This window comes from Chryseobacterium lactis (assembly GCF_003815875.1).
Taxonomy (GTDB): Bacteria; Bacteroidota; Bacteroidia; order Flavobacteriales; family Weeksellaceae; genus Chryseobacterium; species Chryseobacterium lactis.
In genome coordinates this window covers 3,192,422-3,211,346 of the sequence record NZ_CP033924.1, presented here as the reverse complement: position 1 = coordinate 3,211,346, position 18,925 = coordinate 3,192,422, and the positions used below count along the sequence as shown (strand labels likewise).

Sequence of the window (18,925 nt, the reverse complement as noted above, 5' to 3'; positions counted from 1 at the left end):
TTGATAAAAATAAAAAACCTTTCAATTTCTTGAAAGGTTTTTATAAAATATCTTTGTCTGATTATTATCTTGCAATATTCACAGCTCTCGTTTCTCTGATTACTGTTACTTTTACTTGTCCAGGATATGTAAGTTCATTCTGGATCTTTTCAGAAATGTCGTAAGATAGTTGAGAAGCTACTTCATCATTTACTTTTCCACTCTCTACCATTACTCTTAATTCTCTACCCGCCTGGATTGCATAGGCACTTGACACTCCGTCAAAGCTTAACGCAGCAGATTCAAGGTCTTTTAGTCTCTGGATGTAAGATTCCAATACTTGTCTTCTTGCTCCCGGTCTTGCACCTGAAATTGCATCGGCAACCTGAATGATCGGAGATAAAAGCGACTTCATTTCAATTTCGTCGTGGTGAGCTCCAATAGCATTTACTACTTCTGGGTTTTCACCGTATTTCTCAGCCCATTGCATTCCTAATAATGCGTGAGGTAATTCAGATTCCTGCTCAGGAACTTTACCAATATCGTGTAACAGACCTGCTCTCTTGGCTAATTTTACGTTTAGTCCCAATTCAGCAGCCATTGTTGCAGCAATATTAGCTACTTCTCTTGAGTGCTGTAGTAAGTTTTGTCCGTAAGAAGAACGGTATTTCATTCTACCTACGATCTTAATCAATTCAGGATGTAATCCGTGGATTCCCAAATCAATGATCGTTCTTTTACCCACTTCAATGATCTCCTCTTCGATTTGTTTTCTTGTTTTTTCAACAACTTCTTCAATTCTCGCCGGGTGAATTCTACCGTCTGTAACCAATCTGTGTAAAGATAATCTTGCGATCTCTCTTCTTACAGGATCGAAACATGAAAGAAGAATAGCTTCCGGAGTATCATCAACGATAATTTCTACTCCTGTTACCGCTTCCAAAGCACGGATATTTCTACCTTCTCTACCGATAATTCTACCTTTTACCTCATCAGATTCAATGTTGAAAACTGATACTGAGTTTTCAATTGCCTGCTCAGTTCCGATTCTCTGGATCGTTTGGATAACGATTTTTCTGGCCTCGTTTTTAGCGTTCATCTGGGCTTCTTCCATGATTCCCTGAACATGCGCCTGAGCTCTTGTTTTAGCCTCTGCTTTCATGGTTTCTACCAATTCTGCTTTAGCTTCATCAGCAGTATAATTAGAGATTTTCTCAAGTATTTCAACTTTCTTAGCTGTCGCTGTGTCTAATTCCTGCTGCTTTCTTTCCAGAATTTCATTTTTCTTAGAATAATCTCCAATTTGCTTATCTAAATCCTTTTCAAGCTTTCCAACTTTACTAAGCTCATCATTAAGCTTGTGTTCCTTATCCTTCGTTCTTTTTTCAACTTCCTGCATTTTCTTTTCGCGGGACTGGATGTCTGCATCATGCTGAGATTTCAGTTCCAGGAATTTTTCTTTGGCCTGAAGGTTCTTTTCTTTCTTTATGGATTCAGCTTGTACGTTAGCTTTTTCTATAAGGTTTTCGGCGTTTTTCTTAGCATCATCTATAATAAATTTTGCCTTAGTATTCAGAGAGCTTTTGGAGAAAACCATCCCCACTACAGCTCCGATTACTAAACAAACAACCCCGACTATAACTTCTATCATAATGTATATTGAGTTTTAATTGTATTCATATTGTTTAAAATAAAAAAGCCCACAACAATTCAGAGATTGAGAGTAAACTCCTAATCAACACGATTTGAACTGATTTCCACTATCTGTAATCCGGAAATCCGGCACGCCATTTAATGGACATTCGTTCGGCAATTGTTTAGCGTTGAGTTTACCTTTAATGTGTTAGAATTATTGTAGGCAGTCTTTTTCCGGGAAAAAAAATCTATTTCCCGATTTCATTCAACGTCTGATTAATTTGAGTTAATCTGTCGTTGGTTGAATTAATATTTTTTTCGTAGTTAAGAGAAACTACTTCAGCGTTGGTTCCCAATTTCAGGGCACACATAGCCAAAGCATCCTGTTTATCTCTTACATCGAAGTTTTGTTCAAAATCTTTAATCATATTTTCGATCTGCTTCCCGACTTTACGCAAAGTTTCTTCCTCTGCTGCCGGTACGTTCAGCGGATATACCCTTCCTGCAATGTTTATGGTTATTCTCCTTACCTCCATTATAGTCCACTGTTTTGAAGCTGAGCAATACAGAAATCAATTTCTTTCACCAATCTGTTGATATGATTTTTCATTAACCTATTGTGTTCAGGATTTCCTGATATTGCTGAATAAAGTTTTATATTTTTTTGTTCTTCTGCTAATACCTGATTTCGTCTTCTTTCCTCATCATATTTCTTCTTCAGGTCCTCATGCTCAGTATTTAATTCCGTTAACTTTTCAGTAAGACTTTTGTAATTCTTTTGAAGAGCCAAAATCTTTCTCTCTAATTCTGAAAAATTGTTTTCTAAATCTTGAAGCATTTCAGGTTTGTATATTCTAACTAGAAGCAAAAATAAAAAAATATTGACACTAACAAAAATAAAAAGCCCTATATTTTGGTATACCAACAAAAAAGGAGATGCAGAAGCACCTCCTTTGTATTTTTAATCTGATATTTTTTATTCAAATTTAAGAACAAACATGATCGCTCTTGTTTGCAAAGTAGATACTGCTGCTGCCCAATAAGGAGGTGTAGTGGCATTATCTGCAACTTTTTCATTATTCATAAAGAATGTACCTCTGATTCCCGGAGTCAGTTTAAATTTGTTGAAATAAAACTGAATCCCCATTTCTGCAGACCATGCGAAATTATGAGTAGTAGATCTGAAGATCCCCTGCATGTTATCATCAGTAGAACTTGCATTAGACTGAAGGTTTACGATATAGTTTACCCCAGCTGCAACATAAGGCCTTGAATTGTACCATCTTTGCCCATGAAGTTCCAACATTACAGGAATATCAACTAAAGTAGATTTAACTTCTCTTACTTTATCTTTTTCCTGCAGAGGAATCGGCATGAAAGGAGGATTTGTTAAAGATCCACCGGCATAGAAGTCATTTGATTGCGTATTAAAAGTCAACTGTCTTTGAGCAAACTGCAAACCAGGTTCTATTCTTACATCAAGATAGTCATTCAGTCTCCATTTTGCGATAAGTCCCGCACCGAAACTGTAACTGTCTTTAGAGGTAACAAGATTCTGATTATCCTTCATCCCATAAGTGGGATTGAGTACAATGCGGTAATCCAGTCTGTTCCCGTTCAAGTAAAACCCCCAACTGAATTTTTGTTCGTCAAAGTCTTCCAACTTATCCATTCTGTTTCGGGTTCTAAATTGCGCGTTTGCAAAAACGGCAACATTTACTGAGGTCAAAACCAGTGCTTTTAATAGAAATTTATTCATAGGTTACTTTGTTGCTTTGTAAATTGTGGCTATACCTAAACTTAATTTTTTATATTCTACTTTCTTAAATCCCGTATCTAAAAGAATTTGTTTCATCTTTTCCCCGAAAGGAAAAGCATTTACAGAATCCGGAAGGTATGTATATGCCCTATTATCCTTAGAAACCAATCTGCCGATGGCAGGCAATATATTTTTAAAATAAAACATATAAAATGGCCCCATGAACCCCTCAACCTTTGAAAACTCCAGTATATAAACACTTTTGTTATCTTTAACTACTCTTCTTAACTCTGCCAAACCTTTGGTAAGGTTCTCAAAATTCCTTACTCCAAATGCAACGGAAACAGCATCAAATCTATTGTCCTCGAAAGGTAAATTTTCTGCATCTCCTTTTAGCATGGAAATTTTGCCGTCTAATTTAAGTTTTTTTATTTTAATAACGCCAACATTCAGCATTTGTTGTGATAAATCTAAACCAACTACTTTCGAACCTGTTCCTTTTTCGATCGTAATCGCCAGATCTCCCGTTCCTGTAGCCACATCCAGCACTTCCTGCGGATTATCATTTTTCATCCATCTTACCAGTTTATTCCTCCATAAAACGTCAATTTTCATGGATAAAACATGGTTCAGAAGGTCATACTTCGGTGCAATATTGTCGAACATATCCTCTACCTGGCTCTTCTTTGTAGCCTCTGAATTGTAGGGAGTAACTTTGGTGATATCTTTTGTCAAAACTTAAAACTTGTAATATTCTTTGTAATAATTTAGGTAATCCTGCTTTCTGAAGATTTTGGATCTTGATTCCACTTTCTGGATATTCTTGATCACTTTGTCGTAATCTTCATCTACATTGTAGTAAAATTCTTCTGTGTAAAGCTTGCTAAATCGCTTTGCCCCTCCGACGTAATCCTTTCCGTCAATTTTAGTCTTATCAAGTACCGTCAGTAACGAATCTTTTTTAAGATTGTATCCGTAATACTGATCGTTCACATAGTAATCCTGATGTGCAATATTAATCAAACCACGAAGCTTGTTCACTTCAAATGCCGAATCGTAAAGCATTTTTTTATTTTGATCGAAAACCTGAATAGAGTTTTTCCCTTTATTCAAATCCACATGCACATACTGCCCCGCAGAAATGATTCCCTCGGAACCATTATTGATTTTAAAGTAATACGTATTCGGGGTAGGATTATCTACAACATAATAATTCTTCTTGGCTAAAAAAAGGAAGTAGATCCCAAAGGCAACGATAAACGCCACAGCTGCAATAAGTAAGCCTTTTAAGGACGAGTTGTTTTTCATAGATTGTAAAGTACAATTTTTGCAAATTTAATAATATTTTTAATTCTCCGTTATTAATATTAATTATTAACTTTGCATCTTTAAAAAAATCATATAAACGAATGCCGAATACGATCATTATTGGCTCTGGATCTTACATTCCGAACAGAGTTATTGGTAGAGATTACTTCATGAATTCCGAGTTTTATACGGAAGACGGAGTAAAGATTGAAAAGCCTGCAGAAGAGACCATTGCGAAGTTTGTAGAAATTACAGAAATCGAAAACAGGAGATTTATTGAGGATGATCTTTCTAATTCACAAATCGGATATGAAGCCGCAAAAATTGCCCTTGAGGATGCCAAAGTAGACGGTGAGGAACTTGATTATATCATTTACGCAAGTAATTTTGGAGAAGTTACGGAAAACGGATATGCTGACTTTATGCCGACAATGGCTGCGAGAGTAAAGAACAAGCTAGGTATCAAAAACAGAAAATGTGTAACCTATGACATGATTTTCGGATGTCCGGGATGGGTGGAAGGTATGATTTTAGCGGATAATTTAATTAAAGCTAAAGTTGCCAAAACTATTTTAATTATCGGAGCAGAAACATTAAGCCGTGTAACCGATCCACATGACAGAAACAGAATGATCTTTGCAGACGGTGCCGGTGCCGTAGTGGTAAAAGCGACTGGTGAAGAAAATGTAGGAATCATCGCTCACAATACGATCTGCGATAACGGACCTGAGCTAAACTACCTTGAGAACCAACCTTCTATCAATAAAGAAGTAGATCAAAAACGTCTTTATGTAAGAATGCTGGGAAGAAAAATTTACGAGTACGCTCTTAAAAATGTTCCTGTAGCAATCAAAGATACTATCACCGATGCAGGTCTTTCTATTGAAGACATTGATAAAATTTTAATTCACCAAGCAAATGCCAAGATGGATTATGCAATGATTGAAAGACTTCACAGACTTTATGACGTGAAAGAATATAATCATGCGATCTCTCCAATGACAATTCAAGACCTTGGAAATACCTCTGTTGCTACCATTCCTACAATGTATGATTTAATAATTAAAGGAAAAATGGAGGGTCAAACGTTTAAAGATAATGGTAACATTGTGATGACTTCGGTAGGTGCCGGAATGAACATCAATGCTATCGTTTACAGATTTCCTTAAAAATATTTAAACAACTAAAAATATAAAAGCACAAAGGAAGTCTTCTTTGTGCTTTTTTTACATCAGATTATGCAAAAGAATCTTTTAATTATTGCCGGAATTTTCCTGTTTTTGGAGATTTATATTTATCAGGCTGTAAGAACACTCACTGATAATTTCTGGCTGAGAACCGGCTACTGGGCTGTATCTTTAATCATTTACGGAATTTTCGCTTATGAAGTGACCCATTATCAAAAGTCAGATCGTAGTATGATGAGACCTCAGATTATGATTTCATTGTTTTTAATATTTATTCTTCCCAAAATCTTTGTGGTTTTATTTTTATTAATTGATGATATTTTCAGGCTGGGAAGTTATGCCGTAGGGTTCACCCAATCCACAGACAATTTTTTCCCTGAAAGAAGAAAATTCCTAAGTCTGGTAGGACTGGGAATGGGCGGAGTGCTCTCTGTGCTGTTTATTGATGGTATAACTTTCGGAAAATACCGCCATAAAGTGAGAAGAATAAAAGTAAAACTCGGCAATCTTCCAAAAAGTTTTAAAGGCTATAAAATCATTCAGATTTCTGATGTTCACAGCGGAAGCTTCTCTGACCCTGATAAACTGCAACACGCCATTGATCTGATTAACGAGCAAAATCCAGACCTGGTACTTTTTACCGGAGATATGGTCAACAATGTCGCAGATGAATTCAAACCTTTCATTCCTTTATTTTCAAAAATCAAAGCGAAAGACGGCAAATTTGCCGTATTAGGAAACCATGATTATGGAGATTATGTAACCTGGGCTTCCCTTGATGCCAAAAAGAAAAACCTTGACACCCTGATTGATTACGAAAAGCAGGCAGGTTTTGACATGCTGAGAAACGAGCACCGCGTTATTGAAAAAAACGGAGAAAAATTATATATTCTTGGAGTAGAAAACTGGGGTTTGAAACCATTCCCTCAATTCGGTAAGATTGACGACGCCCTACAAGACATCCCGGAATCTGCTACAAAGATTTTAATGAGCCACGACCCTACCCATTTTGATTATGTGGTTAAAAAACATCCGGGAAACATCCATCTGACCCTTTCGGGACACACTCATGGAATGCAGTTTGGCCTGGATCTTAAAAATATAAAATGGTCACCGGTTCAGTACCGCTACCCAAAATGGGCAGATTTGTATGAAAGTGAAGGGAAACAACTGTATGTCAACAGAGGTTTTGGAGTGTTGGGATATCCGGGAAGAGTTGGCGTATTGCCGGAGATTACTCTTTTTGAGTTGAGTTAAAAATTAATCGTAAGCACCTTCCATTCCATAATACCGTATTGCATTTTGCTTTATCGGATTAGTACTCCACTCTTCCCATTCTGCAGTATAAGGATTATAACCACATTTAAGAGGCTTGGAAACATCCAAGCCTTCTTTGTCAAGATGAATAAGTTCTGTATAAGCTCTACAATCCGTACAGATGTATCTGAACTCACAATCTTTACAAACCTCGATCTGATCCTTACTAAGTTTCCAATATTTTTTAAAATCTTTATGATTAAGAGCTTCTTCCAAATTCGTTTCTTTTATGTTACCAAAACTCTGAGTCATTGAAGGACAATTTTTAATGTTACCATACTTATCTATAGAAATTTTTCCTGCAAGACATGAATTAAAACAATGAGATTCTGAATACAAATAATCATTGCAAGAAAAATAATCACTCTTTATTTGCCCACAAGATTTAATGGAAACTTGAGCCTCTAAAGTATAATGAATATTTAAAAATTCCCCGTAAACACTTTTCTCAAAAGGAGAAGAATAAACAAATAATTGACTAAGAAAAGGGTAATTATATCCCAACTTTAATAGATCATTTTCTTTAATTCCCCTATTATACATCAACAATAGTGAAACAAACTTTATTGAAGTATTGTTAAAGATTGGATTTAAAAGTTCTTCTATCTGCGTTAAATCTATTTTTGAATAAGTATTAATATGCAGCGCTTGAACTTTTATGGTTTCAAGTTGAGAAACAATTGTATTATAGTCAACAATACTGGAAGAAAATTCAATAATACAGTTATTGGACGGGATATCAATTTTTTCATAATCAAAATAAATAAAGTTATTAGGTTTATCTGTAATAAAACCAAATTCATTCTTGACTAAAAAAACAATATATGAATCAAAAACCTCTTTATCCTCTTCATCTACATCATGTCTAACGCTTTCAATAGAACTGCTATCTAGGTTCTTGATCACAAAAAATAAAGTATTTGGAATAGAAACATAAGAATCCCTCTGAACATCCAATATTATAGAATTTTTTGCACCTAATGTAATCTTACAACTAGAAAAGAGCTTTAGATACATTCTTTATTAAAAATTTTTTAAAATTGGTTTGTAATATGTTCCAACATATTTTTCTTCATTATTTTTCGTAATCGATTTAACGGCTAAAATTGGAGCTTTTTGTGCTTTTCTATACACTATTGAATAATCAATGTTATTAAGTCTCATTATTTATTTATCATTTTCAATTAAATAATTTGCTATATCTTTCTCAATATTTAATCCATACTCTTTTAAGCCACCAAACTGGCCTTGCGGATTTACTTCTAAAAAATAAAAATCTTCATTTTTGTTTTTAATTATATCTATTGAGCCAGTGTGTAAATTCAATTTTTCCATCAAATAAGTCAACTTCATTTTGAGATGCTTAGGTAATTCATATTTCATAATTCTATTAGGATGATTATAATCATAAATTCTATAATCAATATTCGTCTGTACATTATTAGATGAAAAAATTGCGTAGCTATAGAATTGTCCTAAGAAATAAAAGGCTCTAATTTCAATATTCTTATCAATATTATTTTGAAATAAAGATGGAAAAAATAAAGGTTTTCCGCTTTCGATATCATCTTTTTCAACATGTGTTGTATACGTTGCGTACTGTTCTTCATTCTTTTTAAAAAAATAGGGATCACTTAAGTTTTTCGAAATTATATTCTGCTTATTTTCTAAATAAAACTTCTTTAATGCAGAAGAGTTGTTGGTAACCATTGTATTTGGAATCTTCAACCCACATTTTCTAGCCTCTTTTAACTGACAAGCTTTAGATGGATATGGATTTATAAATGGCGGAATATTTAACCATTTTTTAGTAGATAAATTAAACATAAAATTTGACGATAATTCTCCAAATTCACGTTTTAAATATTCATGTTCTTTGGCATTATTAGAAAATTCGAATAAACTATATAACCACCTTCTATACCAAACAATATTAAAATTACCAATCTTTTTATTATTCAAATAAAGCAGATTTTTTTTAATATCAATAGAAAAAGACTTTTCGAGAAGATCAGCGCCACAAATAATCTGATAATCTGCATTTTGAACTTTCAATTCAGAAACAACATTTTTGGTAGGTACATCAAATTTTTCAGAAAGAATCAGGATCATATACCGTTTTTATCAAATTAAATTCTATAACTTTATTGTTAATTGTGGTAAATATCATACGTACAAAACCATATTCAGCATTATAATAAAAGACAGATGTAGTTTCTCCTAGATTAGGGATTTTTGTTGAAGCCAGTATCAGAGTACATTCTACCTCTTTTTTTTGAACAATATAAAAAACAGGGGTTTCGTCATGTATATAATTACTGAGTGATGTTCTACTACCTTTCCACTGTCTCCATTTTTCATCTGCCCAAGTATCTCCAAAATTAAGTACGTACTGCCACTCTTTCTTATTCTTTATATAAAAAGGGAATGCATTGAGTTCAAGAATTTTAAAAGAATCAGCTCTAGGCGGATGAAGCCATAGTGAATCATTTTTGGAAATATATCCTGTCATTTCATAATGCTCAAAAGATCTTTTTCCATTTTCAATACTCATATAACTCCTTTCACATTCTTTAATGGATTGGCAATAATCGTAAGAGATCAATTTTTGCCCTGCCTCAAGTGAAGAAACATTCGAAAACATCTCTAACCTTACTATTTGGGCATCAAAGATAGGATCATCCGATTTAATCTGATAATACAAAACAGTATTACCTTTTATATTTTGTGTAGTAACAAATTCATTTTTTTTCTGACCAAAATAGAATATGGTAAGAAATAGACAAGCAAAAGAGAGGACTCTCATCAAATCCATCTCTTTAAGACTCTTACATTTATAGATCATATAAATTTCTAACTAATCTGGGCTCCAATTTCCACTTACATATCTTGGACCTTCTTCTGTCATGACTACTCTACATCCACCACCAGAACATGTACATGTACTGGAAGGAGAAACCGGAGATCCAGCATATATACTTTGCTTTTTTCCGTTGTTTAATCTAAATTTTTCTAAACTTTCAAGTTTTTTGATAATAGGAGTTTCAATTTTTTTCATAAGATTTTTTTTATGTGTTATTTGTCATTTTTGACACACCTAAAATATCAACCTGTAATAAAAAAAGCTAATGAATTAAAAAATAAATATTAAAAAACATCAAATTCGTCATTCCAAAACAAAAGCAATTATATTTATCAACTATTAATAATATAAGTAAAGAAATAAATTCACAAATTCAAAACAAACAACTGTATGTCAACAGAGGTTTTGGAGTGTTGGGATATCCGGGAAGAGTTGGTGTATTGTCGGAGATTACTCTTTTTGAGTTGAGCTAATCAGGTTTGAGTGTGAGAGAGTTTTAGGGTATGAGAGAGGAAAATTGACTATTACTCATTTCACTTAAAAAATATAATCTTTCATGCGGGAAGTAGCCATTTCCCTGGTATTGAGAAAAGTAAGGAGGGCATCTAGTTTGTCCTCCATTTTTTTGCCCGAAAATAGGGTTCTGTAAAAAGGAATATCAAAACAGTGTTTCTTAAAGTCTGTAAACTGCCATGTGTTAAGGTAAATCAACACAAATTCTTCATTTTGCAATGTTTCCAGCACCATATTCTGATAATATTTCATCGGAAGAATCTGGAACACAAAATCATTGTAAGGCAACTGACTGTAGGGAGAAATACTTTCAGGAACAATACTCAGTCCATCCTCCTCGGTAATTTCCGTATCTCTTTTGAGACGTTTAAACGGAAAAAGGATATTGGCATTATCGATATTGGAAACATAATTAAACTCCAGAAGTTTCAGATCTCCTTGTGGAATCTTTACATCCTTTTGGCGAATTCCTCTGATCTGTTTTTCTAAAAGATCCTCAATATTCTTTTTGGCATTTTCAATTTCCGGAAGTTTTGAGCCTTTATTATAAAAAGCAATTTCATGCCCTTTGGATGAAATTGCTTTTATAAGATTTTGCAGTTTTTCAGTAAGGGAAACCTCAACAAAAAAGCTTGCTTTTATATCATGAATATCTAAAATTCTGAGAATCGCTTTTGTATTCTCTTCTGTAATTTTTAATCTTTCTTCATCAGTAATTTGAAAGCCATTTTTTGTCTCCGCCTCCATATTGAGAATGTTGAAAGTCAATAAAACCATTTAAATTTAATTTTAGATAAAAGTTATAAAATACTATTAATCAAGTGTTAATTAATTATTTAATTAAAGTATTACTTTATACAATTAATTCTTACCCAATTTTACTTTAAGATTCTTGATCATATCTTTTGACATTTCAGAAATCCCGAAGTCATACGTCAATCCCCAATCTTTTTTAGCTACAGAATCATCAATTGACGCCGGCCATGAATCAGCAATCGCCTGTCTGAAATCCGGGTTATAATCGATGGTGAAATCTGGAATTTCTTTCTTAATTTCTTCTGCCAGTTCAGCCGGAGTAAATGACATTCCACCCAAATTATATGAAGAGCGAACGGTTACTTTTTCCTTCGGAGCATCCATTAATTTTAAGGTTGCATTGATAGCATCATCCATATACAACATCGGCATTCCTGTGTTTTCAGAAATGAAGCTTGTATATTTTCCTTCTTCGATTGCTTTGTAGAAAATTTCCACAGCATAATCAGTTGTACCTCCTCCTGCAGGAGTTTTCCAGGAAATCAATCCAGGATATCTGATGCTTCTCACATCTACTCCATATTTGTCAAAATAATATTCACACCATTTCTCACCTGCCATTTTAGAGATTCCGTACACTGTTGTCGGATTCAACACCACATCCTGTCCTACGTCATGTTTAGGAATTCCTTTTCCGAATACAGCGATAGAACTTGGCCAGAAGATCTTTTTAAGAAGCCCTTCTTTCGCCATTTCACAAAAATGAAGGAGAGGCTCAAGATTTAATTTCCATGCAAAAATCGGCTGCTTTTCCGAAGTTCCGGATAAAAGAGAAGCTAAGTGATACACGGTAGTAATATCATAGTCTTTAATAACCTGTCTTACTAATTGTGTATTAGTGACGTCCATTCTTTCATAGTGTCCTGCAGAGGTAATACCTTCCTGCCATCTGTCCAGTCCTGAGGCTACAACATTTTCAGCTCCGTGAATTTCAACAAGTCTGTTGGTAAGTTCGGTGCCAATTTGCCCCAAGGCACCAGTAATCAGTATTCTTTCCGTATAGGATTCCATTTTTCAGATTTTTTTTAGAATTGTACAAAAGTAAAAAAAACATGTCAACCATAATAAAAAAGGTGTATTTAAAAATACACCCATAGTTTCTTGTAGGAAATTATTTTTAAAACTGACGTTAAAACAGACTAATTTCAAATATCTGTAATTAATTTGTCATACATTTTTATTCTATGATTCCTTCATTTTGATTACAAGCTTAAATTCAATCTTACAAAGAGAAATCTGCCATTCATTCCAAACTGAGAAACGTTTCTGGAGTATATAAACTGATCCTGATTAGAAAGATCTATACTGGTTATCGGTTTTCCCGAAGCATCCACAGATGGTACTTTTAGTGATCTGAGTCCATAATTTTTATCCGGATAAATATCAAATAAGTTATTCGCCCCAATCGTTACTCTAAATCCTTTTGTGAATTTATACCCAATAGAAAGATCGGCAATCACCTTAGCTGCCCATACCGGATGCTCCGTAGGAACCATCTGCCCGTTAATCATGTTACTATCTACTACTCCATCTCCATTTACATCTGTTGTGTTCGGATCCGTAACTTTTCCAAAATACACATTCCTTAGAAGGACACTGAAGTTATTGAATTCCAAAGAATTATTAAGTGAAGCTTTAAATCGCGGTACCGCTTCTTCAAGGTAAACACGGCTGGTTTCGGAATAATAACGATTGATCTGCCCGGCATTAATTAAAACATCCGAACCTTTGATATCTCCTACCCTGTTTGTTTTAGATACTGTTACTGCCAAATCAGAATTCAGAGAAACTTTTTCAGAGGCTTTAAAACGATGGGAAATCACCCCTTCTATCCCTTTTGTCTGCGTATCAATAGCGTTAGCAAAGAATGTTGCCGCATTGGCATTAGCCTGGTCAAAGCCTTGCTGAAGGTTGTACTCGGGACTTCCGGCTGGAAAGGTACCGACTGGTCTTGAAAACTGATCGGTCAATACGACTCTGCTTTTTATTTTGATATAATAACCATCTACTGTAAAAGTAAGATTAGCCTGTGGAATTTTAGCTGTAAAACCTGCTGAAAAGCTCTTCGATTCTTCTTGTTTTAACTGCGGAATCCCTAAAATATTCGCAACATTAGAATCATTGGAAAACGTTCCAACCTCATAAGCTGTTCCACCAACAAATTGAGTAGCTGTTGCATTGAAGTAAATCTGCTGAAGAGAAGGTGCTCTGAATCCAGTAGAATGAGCAGCCCTGATATTGATATTATTGGTAAGCTTATATCGGGTAGCTACTTTATAATTAAATGTAGAACCAAAATCTGAGTAATTCTCATACCTCAATGCTGCACTCACCAACCAACGATCAGTAACATCTAATTCAGTATCGAGATAAGCCGCCACAGAGCTTCTTCCTTTTTTCAAAGCATTCTCAGGTCTGAAACCAGGAAATACCTGTGCACCTCCTGGCCTTGTTGCTCCCATAAAATCCGTAGGTTTCAGCGAGGCAGAAGTTCCCGGAGTCTGTATATTTCCATTAATATCATAAAGCGCCCAGGAAGCTTCTTCTCCATTTTCAATTTTATACCTTTCTAATCTCACTTCTCCACCAAATGCAACGTTAAAACCTTTCAGCCAATCAAACTTAGTGTCAAAATCTGCATTGATGGTATTTTGCAGAAACCCTAAACCTCCTGCTCTGAATTCGCTTTTCTTTGAGCCCAACATCGAAGCATTGGCTGTATTCTTTATCGTATAATCAAAGGTATTTTGTCCAAAAGTATTACTAATATCATAGCTTACTTTACCGATCTTCCCTTTAAAACCGGCGGCAAGTGAAAGATCAATTACATCTGAAGCAATCTCCGGCAGGAAACCGTTTGGGTAAAGTGATGTAGGTGTTCTACTCTGATTTGGTCTTCTGTAAAATCCTGCAGCATTTCCTTGTCTGTATGAAATCCCCCCGAATGCATATCCGCGGACGGACGGAGAGATATCAAATTCAGAGTTCATGAAAAACTGCCCTGAACCCAACTTAGACTGCCCTACCCGCATATTGAAATCATTTCTTTCAAGTCTTCTGTAGGATAATTCATTCCCCGTAACATCAGCTCTTAAAATCGACTGTAATTCAGGAATTGTATTGGCATTTTGTATACTTGCCAACATAGCAGGGTTAAAATAACTTACATAAGGAGCATATTGATGAATATAATTAATAATCTGCTGGGTATTGGATGTATTATTGATATTTCCAAACAAAGAATTGATATCAACTCCGTTTTCACGTGCTCTCTGTTCGATAGCATTATATGCATTAAAGATATCTCCTGTCGCGGTTCCTGCTCTCCCTGTAGCACCTCTGTTCAGAAAACTTGCTGTAAAATTCAGAAATCCTGTGGCACCCAATTTTGCACCATAATTCAAATCTACCTGATACTTTCCTCCATCCCAGCCCCCACGATGATCATTTGCTCCTTTTGAATTAAATCCACCTCCTGTAATAGCAGCTGTAAGGTTATTTGTATTTTTTTTCATGATAACATTAATCACCCCTGCGATGGCATCAGAACCGTATTGTGCAGAAGCTCCATCTCTCAACACTTCCAATCTTTCAATGGCAAAAGCGGGAATTGCATTAAGGTCTGTGCCAACCGAACCTCTTCCCGGCGAACCATTAATATTGACCAGAGATGAAGTATGCCTTCTCTTTCCATTCAATAAAACCAGAACCTGATCCGGACCCAAACCTCTTAATTGAGCAGGATCTACATGGTCTGTACCATCTGCTACTGTTGTTGAATTGGATGTAAAGGAAGGAGCCGCATAATTCAGGATCTGATTAAGATCCATCTGAGGACTAAGTACAGATTGTGAACCAATATTGATAACATCTACCGGAACGGGCGTATCAGTTGCTACTCTGCTTTTATTTCTGGAACCTATTGTAATTTTTATCTCATCTACAGTTTTAACCTGTATTGAATCTTTTGTTTGTGCATAGACATTTACAGAAACAAAGAACAGAACTCCCAGGGAAGTAATTTTTTGGTATTTTTTTCTCATGTGCTTTTTTTCAAATATAGCAAATAACACACTCAAAACATAAACATTATCAACCAAAACAAGCAATTAATTAATAATAATTTAAACAAATTTAATTTTTACTAAATTTAATTTTATGTTATTTAAATTTTGATACAAATTGAATAAAAAATAAAAATATTTTCACTTTTATAGCATTTACAATTTTACAGTCTGATTTCCTGTTATCATATTCTTAGATTTTCCGGTAACTTTAAATACAAGAAAAGGAGAAAAAAGAATCATTAGAACAATCATGATCAACGATTTACATAAAAAATCAATAATTTTGTAGTAAAGAAAATTATATGAGGAAGTTTTTAATTGTTTCGATCCTGTTAGCCAGTCAGTTAAGCTGGGCTCAATTTACAAATTTCAATATTGTGAAAGAGGTACAGGTAAAAAATAAAGGCGTAGTAGTATCCGCCCACCCATTAGCCAGTGAAGCCGGTGCTAAAATCCTGAGAATGGGAGGAAATGCCTACGATGCTGTTACAGCTACTCAATATGCATTAGCAGTTGTCTATCCACAAGCTGGAAATATCGGTGGTGGCGGATTTTTAGTAGGTGTAAAAAATAATGGGGAGAAATTCACTTTGGATTACAGAGAAACAGCTCCGAAAAAAGCTTCCAGAGATATGTACCTGGATAAAAGCGGAAAGGCGAATACTGATCTGTCCCAAAACGGCCGATTGGCTGTAGGTATTCCGGGAAGTATCGCCGGATTTTTTGCCACCCTGAAATATTGCAAACTTCCTATGGAGAAGATCATCCAACCTGCAATTGATCTGGCAGAGCAGGGATTTGCTATTACAGATAAGGAAGCCGATATGCTTAATAGCCAGAGAGAGAAATTCCAGAAGCATAATAAATCGTCTATTATTTTTGTAAAAGATAATCTGTGGAAGGCAGGTGATATCTTAGTTCAGAAAGATTTAGCCGAAACATTAAAGCTGATTCAGAAATCAGGAGCAAAAGGATTCTATGAAGGAAAAACAGCTGATCTCCTGGTTGCTGAAATGAAAAGAGGAAATGGAATCATCACTTTGGAAGATCTTAAAAACTATAAGGTTGCAGAAAGAAAAGCTTTAGAATTTGAGTATAAAGGAAATAATGTCGTTTCAATGCCATTACCTTCAAGTGGCGGACTTCTTTTGGCTCAAATGCTTAGAATGGCAAGCTTTGAAAATCTTGAAAAATATCAACAGAACTCTACAAAGGCAGTTCAGATCATGACTGAAGCAGAAAGAAGAGCATTTGCAGACAGAGCTGAATATATGGGCGACCCTGATTTTATAGAGGATAAAACAACTTATCTGATTTCAGATGACTATTTGAAAAAAAGATGGAAAAGTTTCAGTTTTGATAAAGCAACTCCGAGTGCGGAAGTTGGAAAAATCATACCGCAACCTAAAGAATCAACCCAAACAACACATATTTCCGTTCTGGACAAAGATGGAAATGCAGCTTCTGTAACCACAACATTGAACGGCTATTACGGAAGTAAAGTTCTGGTTTCCGGAGCAGGATTCTTTTTAAATAATGAAATGGATGATTTCTCCATCAAACCGGGTGTACCCAACATGTTTGGAGCAGTAGGCGGCGAAGCTAATGCTATTCAGCCTAACAAGAGAATGCTTTCTTCCATGACTCCAACCATTCTGCTTAAGAACGGAAAGCCTTTTATGGTAGTAGGAACACCTGGCGGAACAACGATTCCAACTTCGGTGTATCAATCTATCGTTAATGTGGTAGATTTTAAATTAAACGCCAATATGTCTGTCAATGCACCTAAGTTTCACCATCAATGGCTTCCGGAAACAATCAGCGTAGAAAATAATTTTCCTCAAAGCACCATTTCGGAGCTTGAAAGCAAAAATTACGTCATTGAAAAAGTAAAATATATCGGAAAAACCGAAATGATTGTTCTTGATGACAGGGGTAATATTCATGCTGTGGCCGATGGCCGGGGCGATGATTCTGTTGCCACTGAGTAACATATTATCATTTTGAATGAAATGGAAGCAATAAGATTCTTCCTTCGTCAGAAATCGAAGATTCGGCGTAGCCAATAACACAAATTATAATCATTTAGTTTCGGCGGGGCTTTCAGCCCCGCCGAAACTTTTCCATGACGTTTGTCATGTTTTTATAAAAAATTCATATTTTCGCACTTTCGAAATCTTAAAAAACCAGTTATTTTGAAAGGGAAACAACTTTATCAGCAACTTTATTTCCAGGTTATTATCGCTATTATCGGAGGTATTCTTTTAGGTCATTTTTATCCTGAGCTCGGAGAAAAGATGAAGCCGTTTGGAGATGGTTTTATCAAACTGGTAAAAATGATTATTGCTCCGGTTATTTTCATTACTCTTACATTGGGAATTGCCCATATGACTGATCTTAAAAAAGTAGGAAGAATTGCGGTAAAGGCAATGATCTATTTTTTTACCTTTTCAACATTGGCTCTTATTATTGGTTTAATTGTTGGCAATCTGCTGCAACCCGGTCACGGCTTAAATATTGACCCTGCTACTCTTTCCGGAGATGTTTCCCAGTATCAGCAAAAAGCTCATGAATCAACTCTTACGGGTTTCATTATGAATATTATTCCTGAGACTCTGTTTAGCCCTTTGGTGGGTGAAAATATACTTCAGGTTCTTCTTGTAGCTATTTTAATGGGGATCGCGTTGGTTTTAACCAAAGAAAAGAGCCAGAAGGTTACGGATTTCCTACAGGACTTATCGACTCCGATATTTAAAATTGTTCATATGTTGATGAAGCTTGCCCCGGTCGGAGCTTTCGGGGCTATGGCATTTACCATTGGAAAGTATGGCCTTCATTCTGTATTAAATCTAATATTTTTAGTAGCTACATTTTATATCACATCAATTCTCTTCGTCATATTAGTACTGGGAGCCGTTGCATGGTATAATGGATTTAATATTTTAAAATTATTATTTTACCTCAAGGAGGAACTTCTGTTGGTGTTGGGAACCAGTTCTTCAGAATCTGCATTGCCGGGACTCATGGAAAAGCTTGAAAAAGCGGGTTGTTCAAGGGCAATAGTCGGCTTAGTGGTTCCTACCGGATATTCTTTCAATCTTGATGGAACAAATATTTATATGACATTGGCATCTCTGTTTATTGCACAGGCTTTAAATATTCATCTTCCTATTGAAAAGCAATTGATGCTGTTATTAGTAGCGATGTTGAGTTCTAAAGGCGCAGCCGGAGTTACCGGTGCCGGATTTGTTACATTAGCAGCAACATTAGCTGTAGTCCCGGAAATCCCTATAGCCGGAATGACCTTGATCTTAGGAGTTGATAAATTTATGAGTGAATGCAGAGCACTTACCAATGTCATCGGAAATTCTGTAGCAACGGTAGTAGTTGCCAATTGGGAAAAACAATTAGATAAAGACCAGCTTCAATATTGTCTGGATCATCCTAATGAAGTAGAGAAAAAATTAGAGGTTTAAATATT

The 18,925-nt window shown here is 35.3% G+C and carries 17 protein-coding genes and 1 pseudogene; 5 read left to right on the top strand and 13 right to left on the bottom strand.

Annotation, left to right across the window (positions count from 1 at the left end; translation table 11 throughout):
• Positions 1-64 precede the first annotated feature (64 nt).
• From rny to EG342_RS14215, 6 genes are all read right to left on the bottom strand, one after another.
• Positions 65-1,630 (bottom strand): ribonuclease Y, encoded by a 1,566-nt coding sequence (gene rny / locus EG342_RS14240; RefSeq protein ID WP_103292931.1) that lies wholly within the window; start codon positions 1,628-1,630, stop codon positions 65-67.
• A gap of 232 nt (positions 1,631-1,862) precedes the next feature.
• On the bottom strand, positions 1,863-2,150 hold the full coding sequence (locus EG342_RS14235) for a cell division protein ZapA (RefSeq protein ID WP_103292932.1): 288 nt from the start codon (positions 2,148-2,150) through the stop codon (positions 1,863-1,865).
• Positions 2,150-2,452, bottom strand: a complete 303-nt coding sequence (locus EG342_RS14230) for a hypothetical protein (protein WP_103292933.1) — start codon at positions 2,450-2,452, stop codon at positions 2,150-2,152. Before EG342_RS14230 ends, EG342_RS14235 begins: the two co-directional genes overlap by 1 nt.
• Positions 2,453-2,590: 138 nt before the next feature.
• Positions 2,591-3,373 carry a type IX secretion/gliding motility protein PorT/SprT gene (gene porT, locus EG342_RS14225; protein ID WP_103292934.1) on the bottom strand — a complete coding sequence of 261 codons (783 nt, stop codon included), beginning with the start codon at positions 3,371-3,373 and terminating at the stop codon, positions 2,591-2,593.
• Positions 3,374-3,376: 3 nt separating this feature from the next.
• Positions 3,377-4,108 carry a bifunctional demethylmenaquinone methyltransferase/2-methoxy-6-polyprenyl-1,4-benzoquinol methylase UbiE gene (gene ubiE / locus EG342_RS14220; protein ID WP_103292935.1) on the bottom strand — a complete coding sequence of 244 codons (732 nt, stop codon included), beginning with the start codon at positions 4,106-4,108 and terminating at the stop codon, positions 3,377-3,379.
• 3 nt (positions 4,109-4,111) lie between these two features.
• Entirely contained in the window at positions 4,112-4,681 is a 570-nt protein-coding gene (locus tag EG342_RS14215) for a hypothetical protein (protein WP_103292936.1), read from the bottom strand.
• A 101-nt stretch (positions 4,682-4,782) separates the two neighbouring features.
• On the opposite strand from EG342_RS14215, the gene EG342_RS14210 reads away from it, so the two are divergent.
• Positions 4,783-5,850, top strand: a complete 1,068-nt coding sequence (locus EG342_RS14210) for a 3-oxoacyl-ACP synthase III family protein (protein ID WP_103292937.1) — start codon at positions 4,783-4,785, stop codon at positions 5,848-5,850.
• A gap of 69 nt (positions 5,851-5,919) precedes the next feature.
• Positions 5,920-7,125, top strand: a complete 1,206-nt coding sequence (locus EG342_RS14205; protein WP_103292938.1) for a metallophosphoesterase — start codon at positions 5,920-5,922, stop codon at positions 7,123-7,125.
• A gap of 3 nt (positions 7,126-7,128) precedes the next feature.
• Here the strand turns inward: EG342_RS14205 and gwsS are convergent, their stop codons facing one another.
• The 4 genes from gwsS to EG342_RS14185 form a co-directional block, all read right to left on the bottom strand.
• Complete coding sequence (gene gwsS / locus EG342_RS14200; RefSeq protein ID WP_103292939.1) at positions 7,129-8,202, bottom strand: grasp-with-spasm system SPASM domain peptide maturase; 1,074 nt, start codon at positions 8,200-8,202, stop codon at positions 7,129-7,131.
• A gap of 150 nt (positions 8,203-8,352) precedes the next feature.
• Positions 8,353-9,297: an ATP-grasp domain-containing protein gene (locus EG342_RS14195; RefSeq protein WP_103292940.1), complete on the bottom strand. Its 945-nt coding sequence runs from the start codon at positions 9,295-9,297 to the stop codon at positions 8,353-8,355.
• Positions 9,278-10,030: a hypothetical protein gene (locus tag EG342_RS14190; protein WP_123868101.1), complete on the bottom strand. Its 753-nt coding sequence runs from the start codon at positions 10,028-10,030 to the stop codon at positions 9,278-9,280. Before EG342_RS14190 ends, EG342_RS14195 begins: the two co-directional genes overlap by 20 nt.
• Before the next feature lie 12 nt (positions 10,031-10,042).
• Positions 10,043-10,243 (bottom strand): hypothetical protein, encoded by a 201-nt coding sequence (locus EG342_RS14185; RefSeq protein WP_103292942.1) that lies wholly within the window; start codon positions 10,241-10,243, stop codon positions 10,043-10,045.
• 89 nt (positions 10,244-10,332) lie between these two features.
• Here EG342_RS14185 and EG342_RS25725 point away from each other — a divergent pair.
• Positions 10,333-10,521 (top strand): annotated as a pseudogene (locus tag EG342_RS25725) (hypothetical protein); the annotation flags it as partial.
• Between the two features lie 64 nt (positions 10,522-10,585).
• Here EG342_RS25725 and EG342_RS14180 read toward each other — a convergent pair.
• From EG342_RS14180 to EG342_RS14170, 3 genes are all read right to left on the bottom strand, one after another.
• Entirely contained in the window at positions 10,586-11,308 is a 723-nt protein-coding gene (locus EG342_RS14180) for a polysaccharide deacetylase family protein (protein ID WP_246008625.1), read from the bottom strand.
• Between the two features lie 114 nt (positions 11,309-11,422).
• Positions 11,423-12,388: an NAD-dependent epimerase/dehydratase family protein gene (locus EG342_RS14175; RefSeq protein WP_103292944.1), complete on the bottom strand. Its 966-nt coding sequence runs from the start codon at positions 12,386-12,388 to the stop codon at positions 11,423-11,425.
• Between the two features lie 191 nt (positions 12,389-12,579).
• Positions 12,580-15,420, bottom strand: coding sequence for a TonB-dependent receptor plug domain-containing protein (locus EG342_RS14170; RefSeq protein WP_103292945.1), 2,841 nt, complete (start codon positions 15,418-15,420; stop codon positions 12,580-12,582).
• A 326-nt stretch (positions 15,421-15,746) separates the two neighbouring features.
• Between EG342_RS14170 and ggt the strand changes: the two genes are divergently transcribed.
• Both ggt and EG342_RS14160 read left to right on the top strand, forming a co-directional pair.
• A complete protein-coding gene (gene ggt, locus EG342_RS14165) occupies positions 15,747-17,435 on the top strand; it encodes a gamma-glutamyltransferase (RefSeq protein ID WP_103292946.1) in 1,689 nt (562 codons plus the stop codon).
• Positions 17,436-17,639: 204 nt separating this feature from the next.
• Entirely contained in the window at positions 17,640-18,920 is a 1,281-nt protein-coding gene (locus EG342_RS14160; RefSeq protein WP_103292947.1) for a dicarboxylate/amino acid:cation symporter, read from the top strand.
• Positions 18,921-18,925: the final 5 nt, after the last annotated feature.

Coding starts and splice junctions, on each gene's coding strand:
- rny (WP_103292931.1), bottom strand. CDS start 1,630: ATGATAGAAGTTATAGTCGGGGTTGTTTGTTTAGTAATCGGAGCTGTA.
- EG342_RS14235 (WP_103292932.1), bottom strand. CDS start 2,150: ATGGAGGTAAGGAGAATAACCATAAACATTGCAGGAAGGGTATATCCG.
- EG342_RS14230 (WP_103292933.1), bottom strand. CDS start 2,452: ATGCTTCAAGATTTAGAAAACAATTTTTCAGAATTAGAGAGAAAGATT.
- porT (WP_103292934.1), bottom strand. CDS start 3,373: ATGAATAAATTTCTATTAAAAGCACTGGTTTTGACCTCAGTAAATGTT.
- EG342_RS14215 (WP_103292936.1), bottom strand. CDS start 4,681: ATGAAAAACAACTCGTCCTTAAAAGGCTTACTTATTGCAGCTGTGGCG.
- EG342_RS14210 (WP_103292937.1), top strand. CDS start 4,783: ATGCCGAATACGATCATTATTGGCTCTGGATCTTACATTCCGAACAGA.
- EG342_RS14205 (WP_103292938.1), top strand. CDS start 5,920: ATGCAAAAGAATCTTTTAATTATTGCCGGAATTTTCCTGTTTTTGGAG.
- gwsS (WP_103292939.1), bottom strand. CDS start 8,202: ATGTATCTAAAGCTCTTTTCTAGTTGTAAGATTACATTAGGTGCAAAA.
- EG342_RS14195 (WP_103292940.1), bottom strand. CDS start 9,297: ATGATCCTGATTCTTTCTGAAAAATTTGATGTACCTACCAAAAATGTT.
- EG342_RS14190 (WP_123868101.1), bottom strand. CDS start 10,030: ATGATCTATAAATGTAAGAGTCTTAAAGAGATGGATTTGATGAGAGTC.
- EG342_RS14185 (WP_103292942.1), bottom strand. CDS start 10,243: ATGAAAAAAATTGAAACTCCTATTATCAAAAAACTTGAAAGTTTAGAA.
- EG342_RS14180 (WP_246008625.1), bottom strand. CDS start 11,308: ATGGAGGCGGAGACAAAAAATGGCTTTCAAATTACTGATGAAGAAAGA.
- EG342_RS14175 (WP_103292944.1), bottom strand. CDS start 12,388: ATGGAATCCTATACGGAAAGAATACTGATTACTGGTGCCTTGGGGCAA.
- EG342_RS14170 (WP_103292945.1), bottom strand. CDS start 15,420: ATGAGAAAAAAATACCAAAAAATTACTTCCCTGGGAGTTCTGTTCTTT.
- ggt (WP_103292946.1), top strand. CDS start 15,747: ATGAGGAAGTTTTTAATTGTTTCGATCCTGTTAGCCAGTCAGTTAAGC.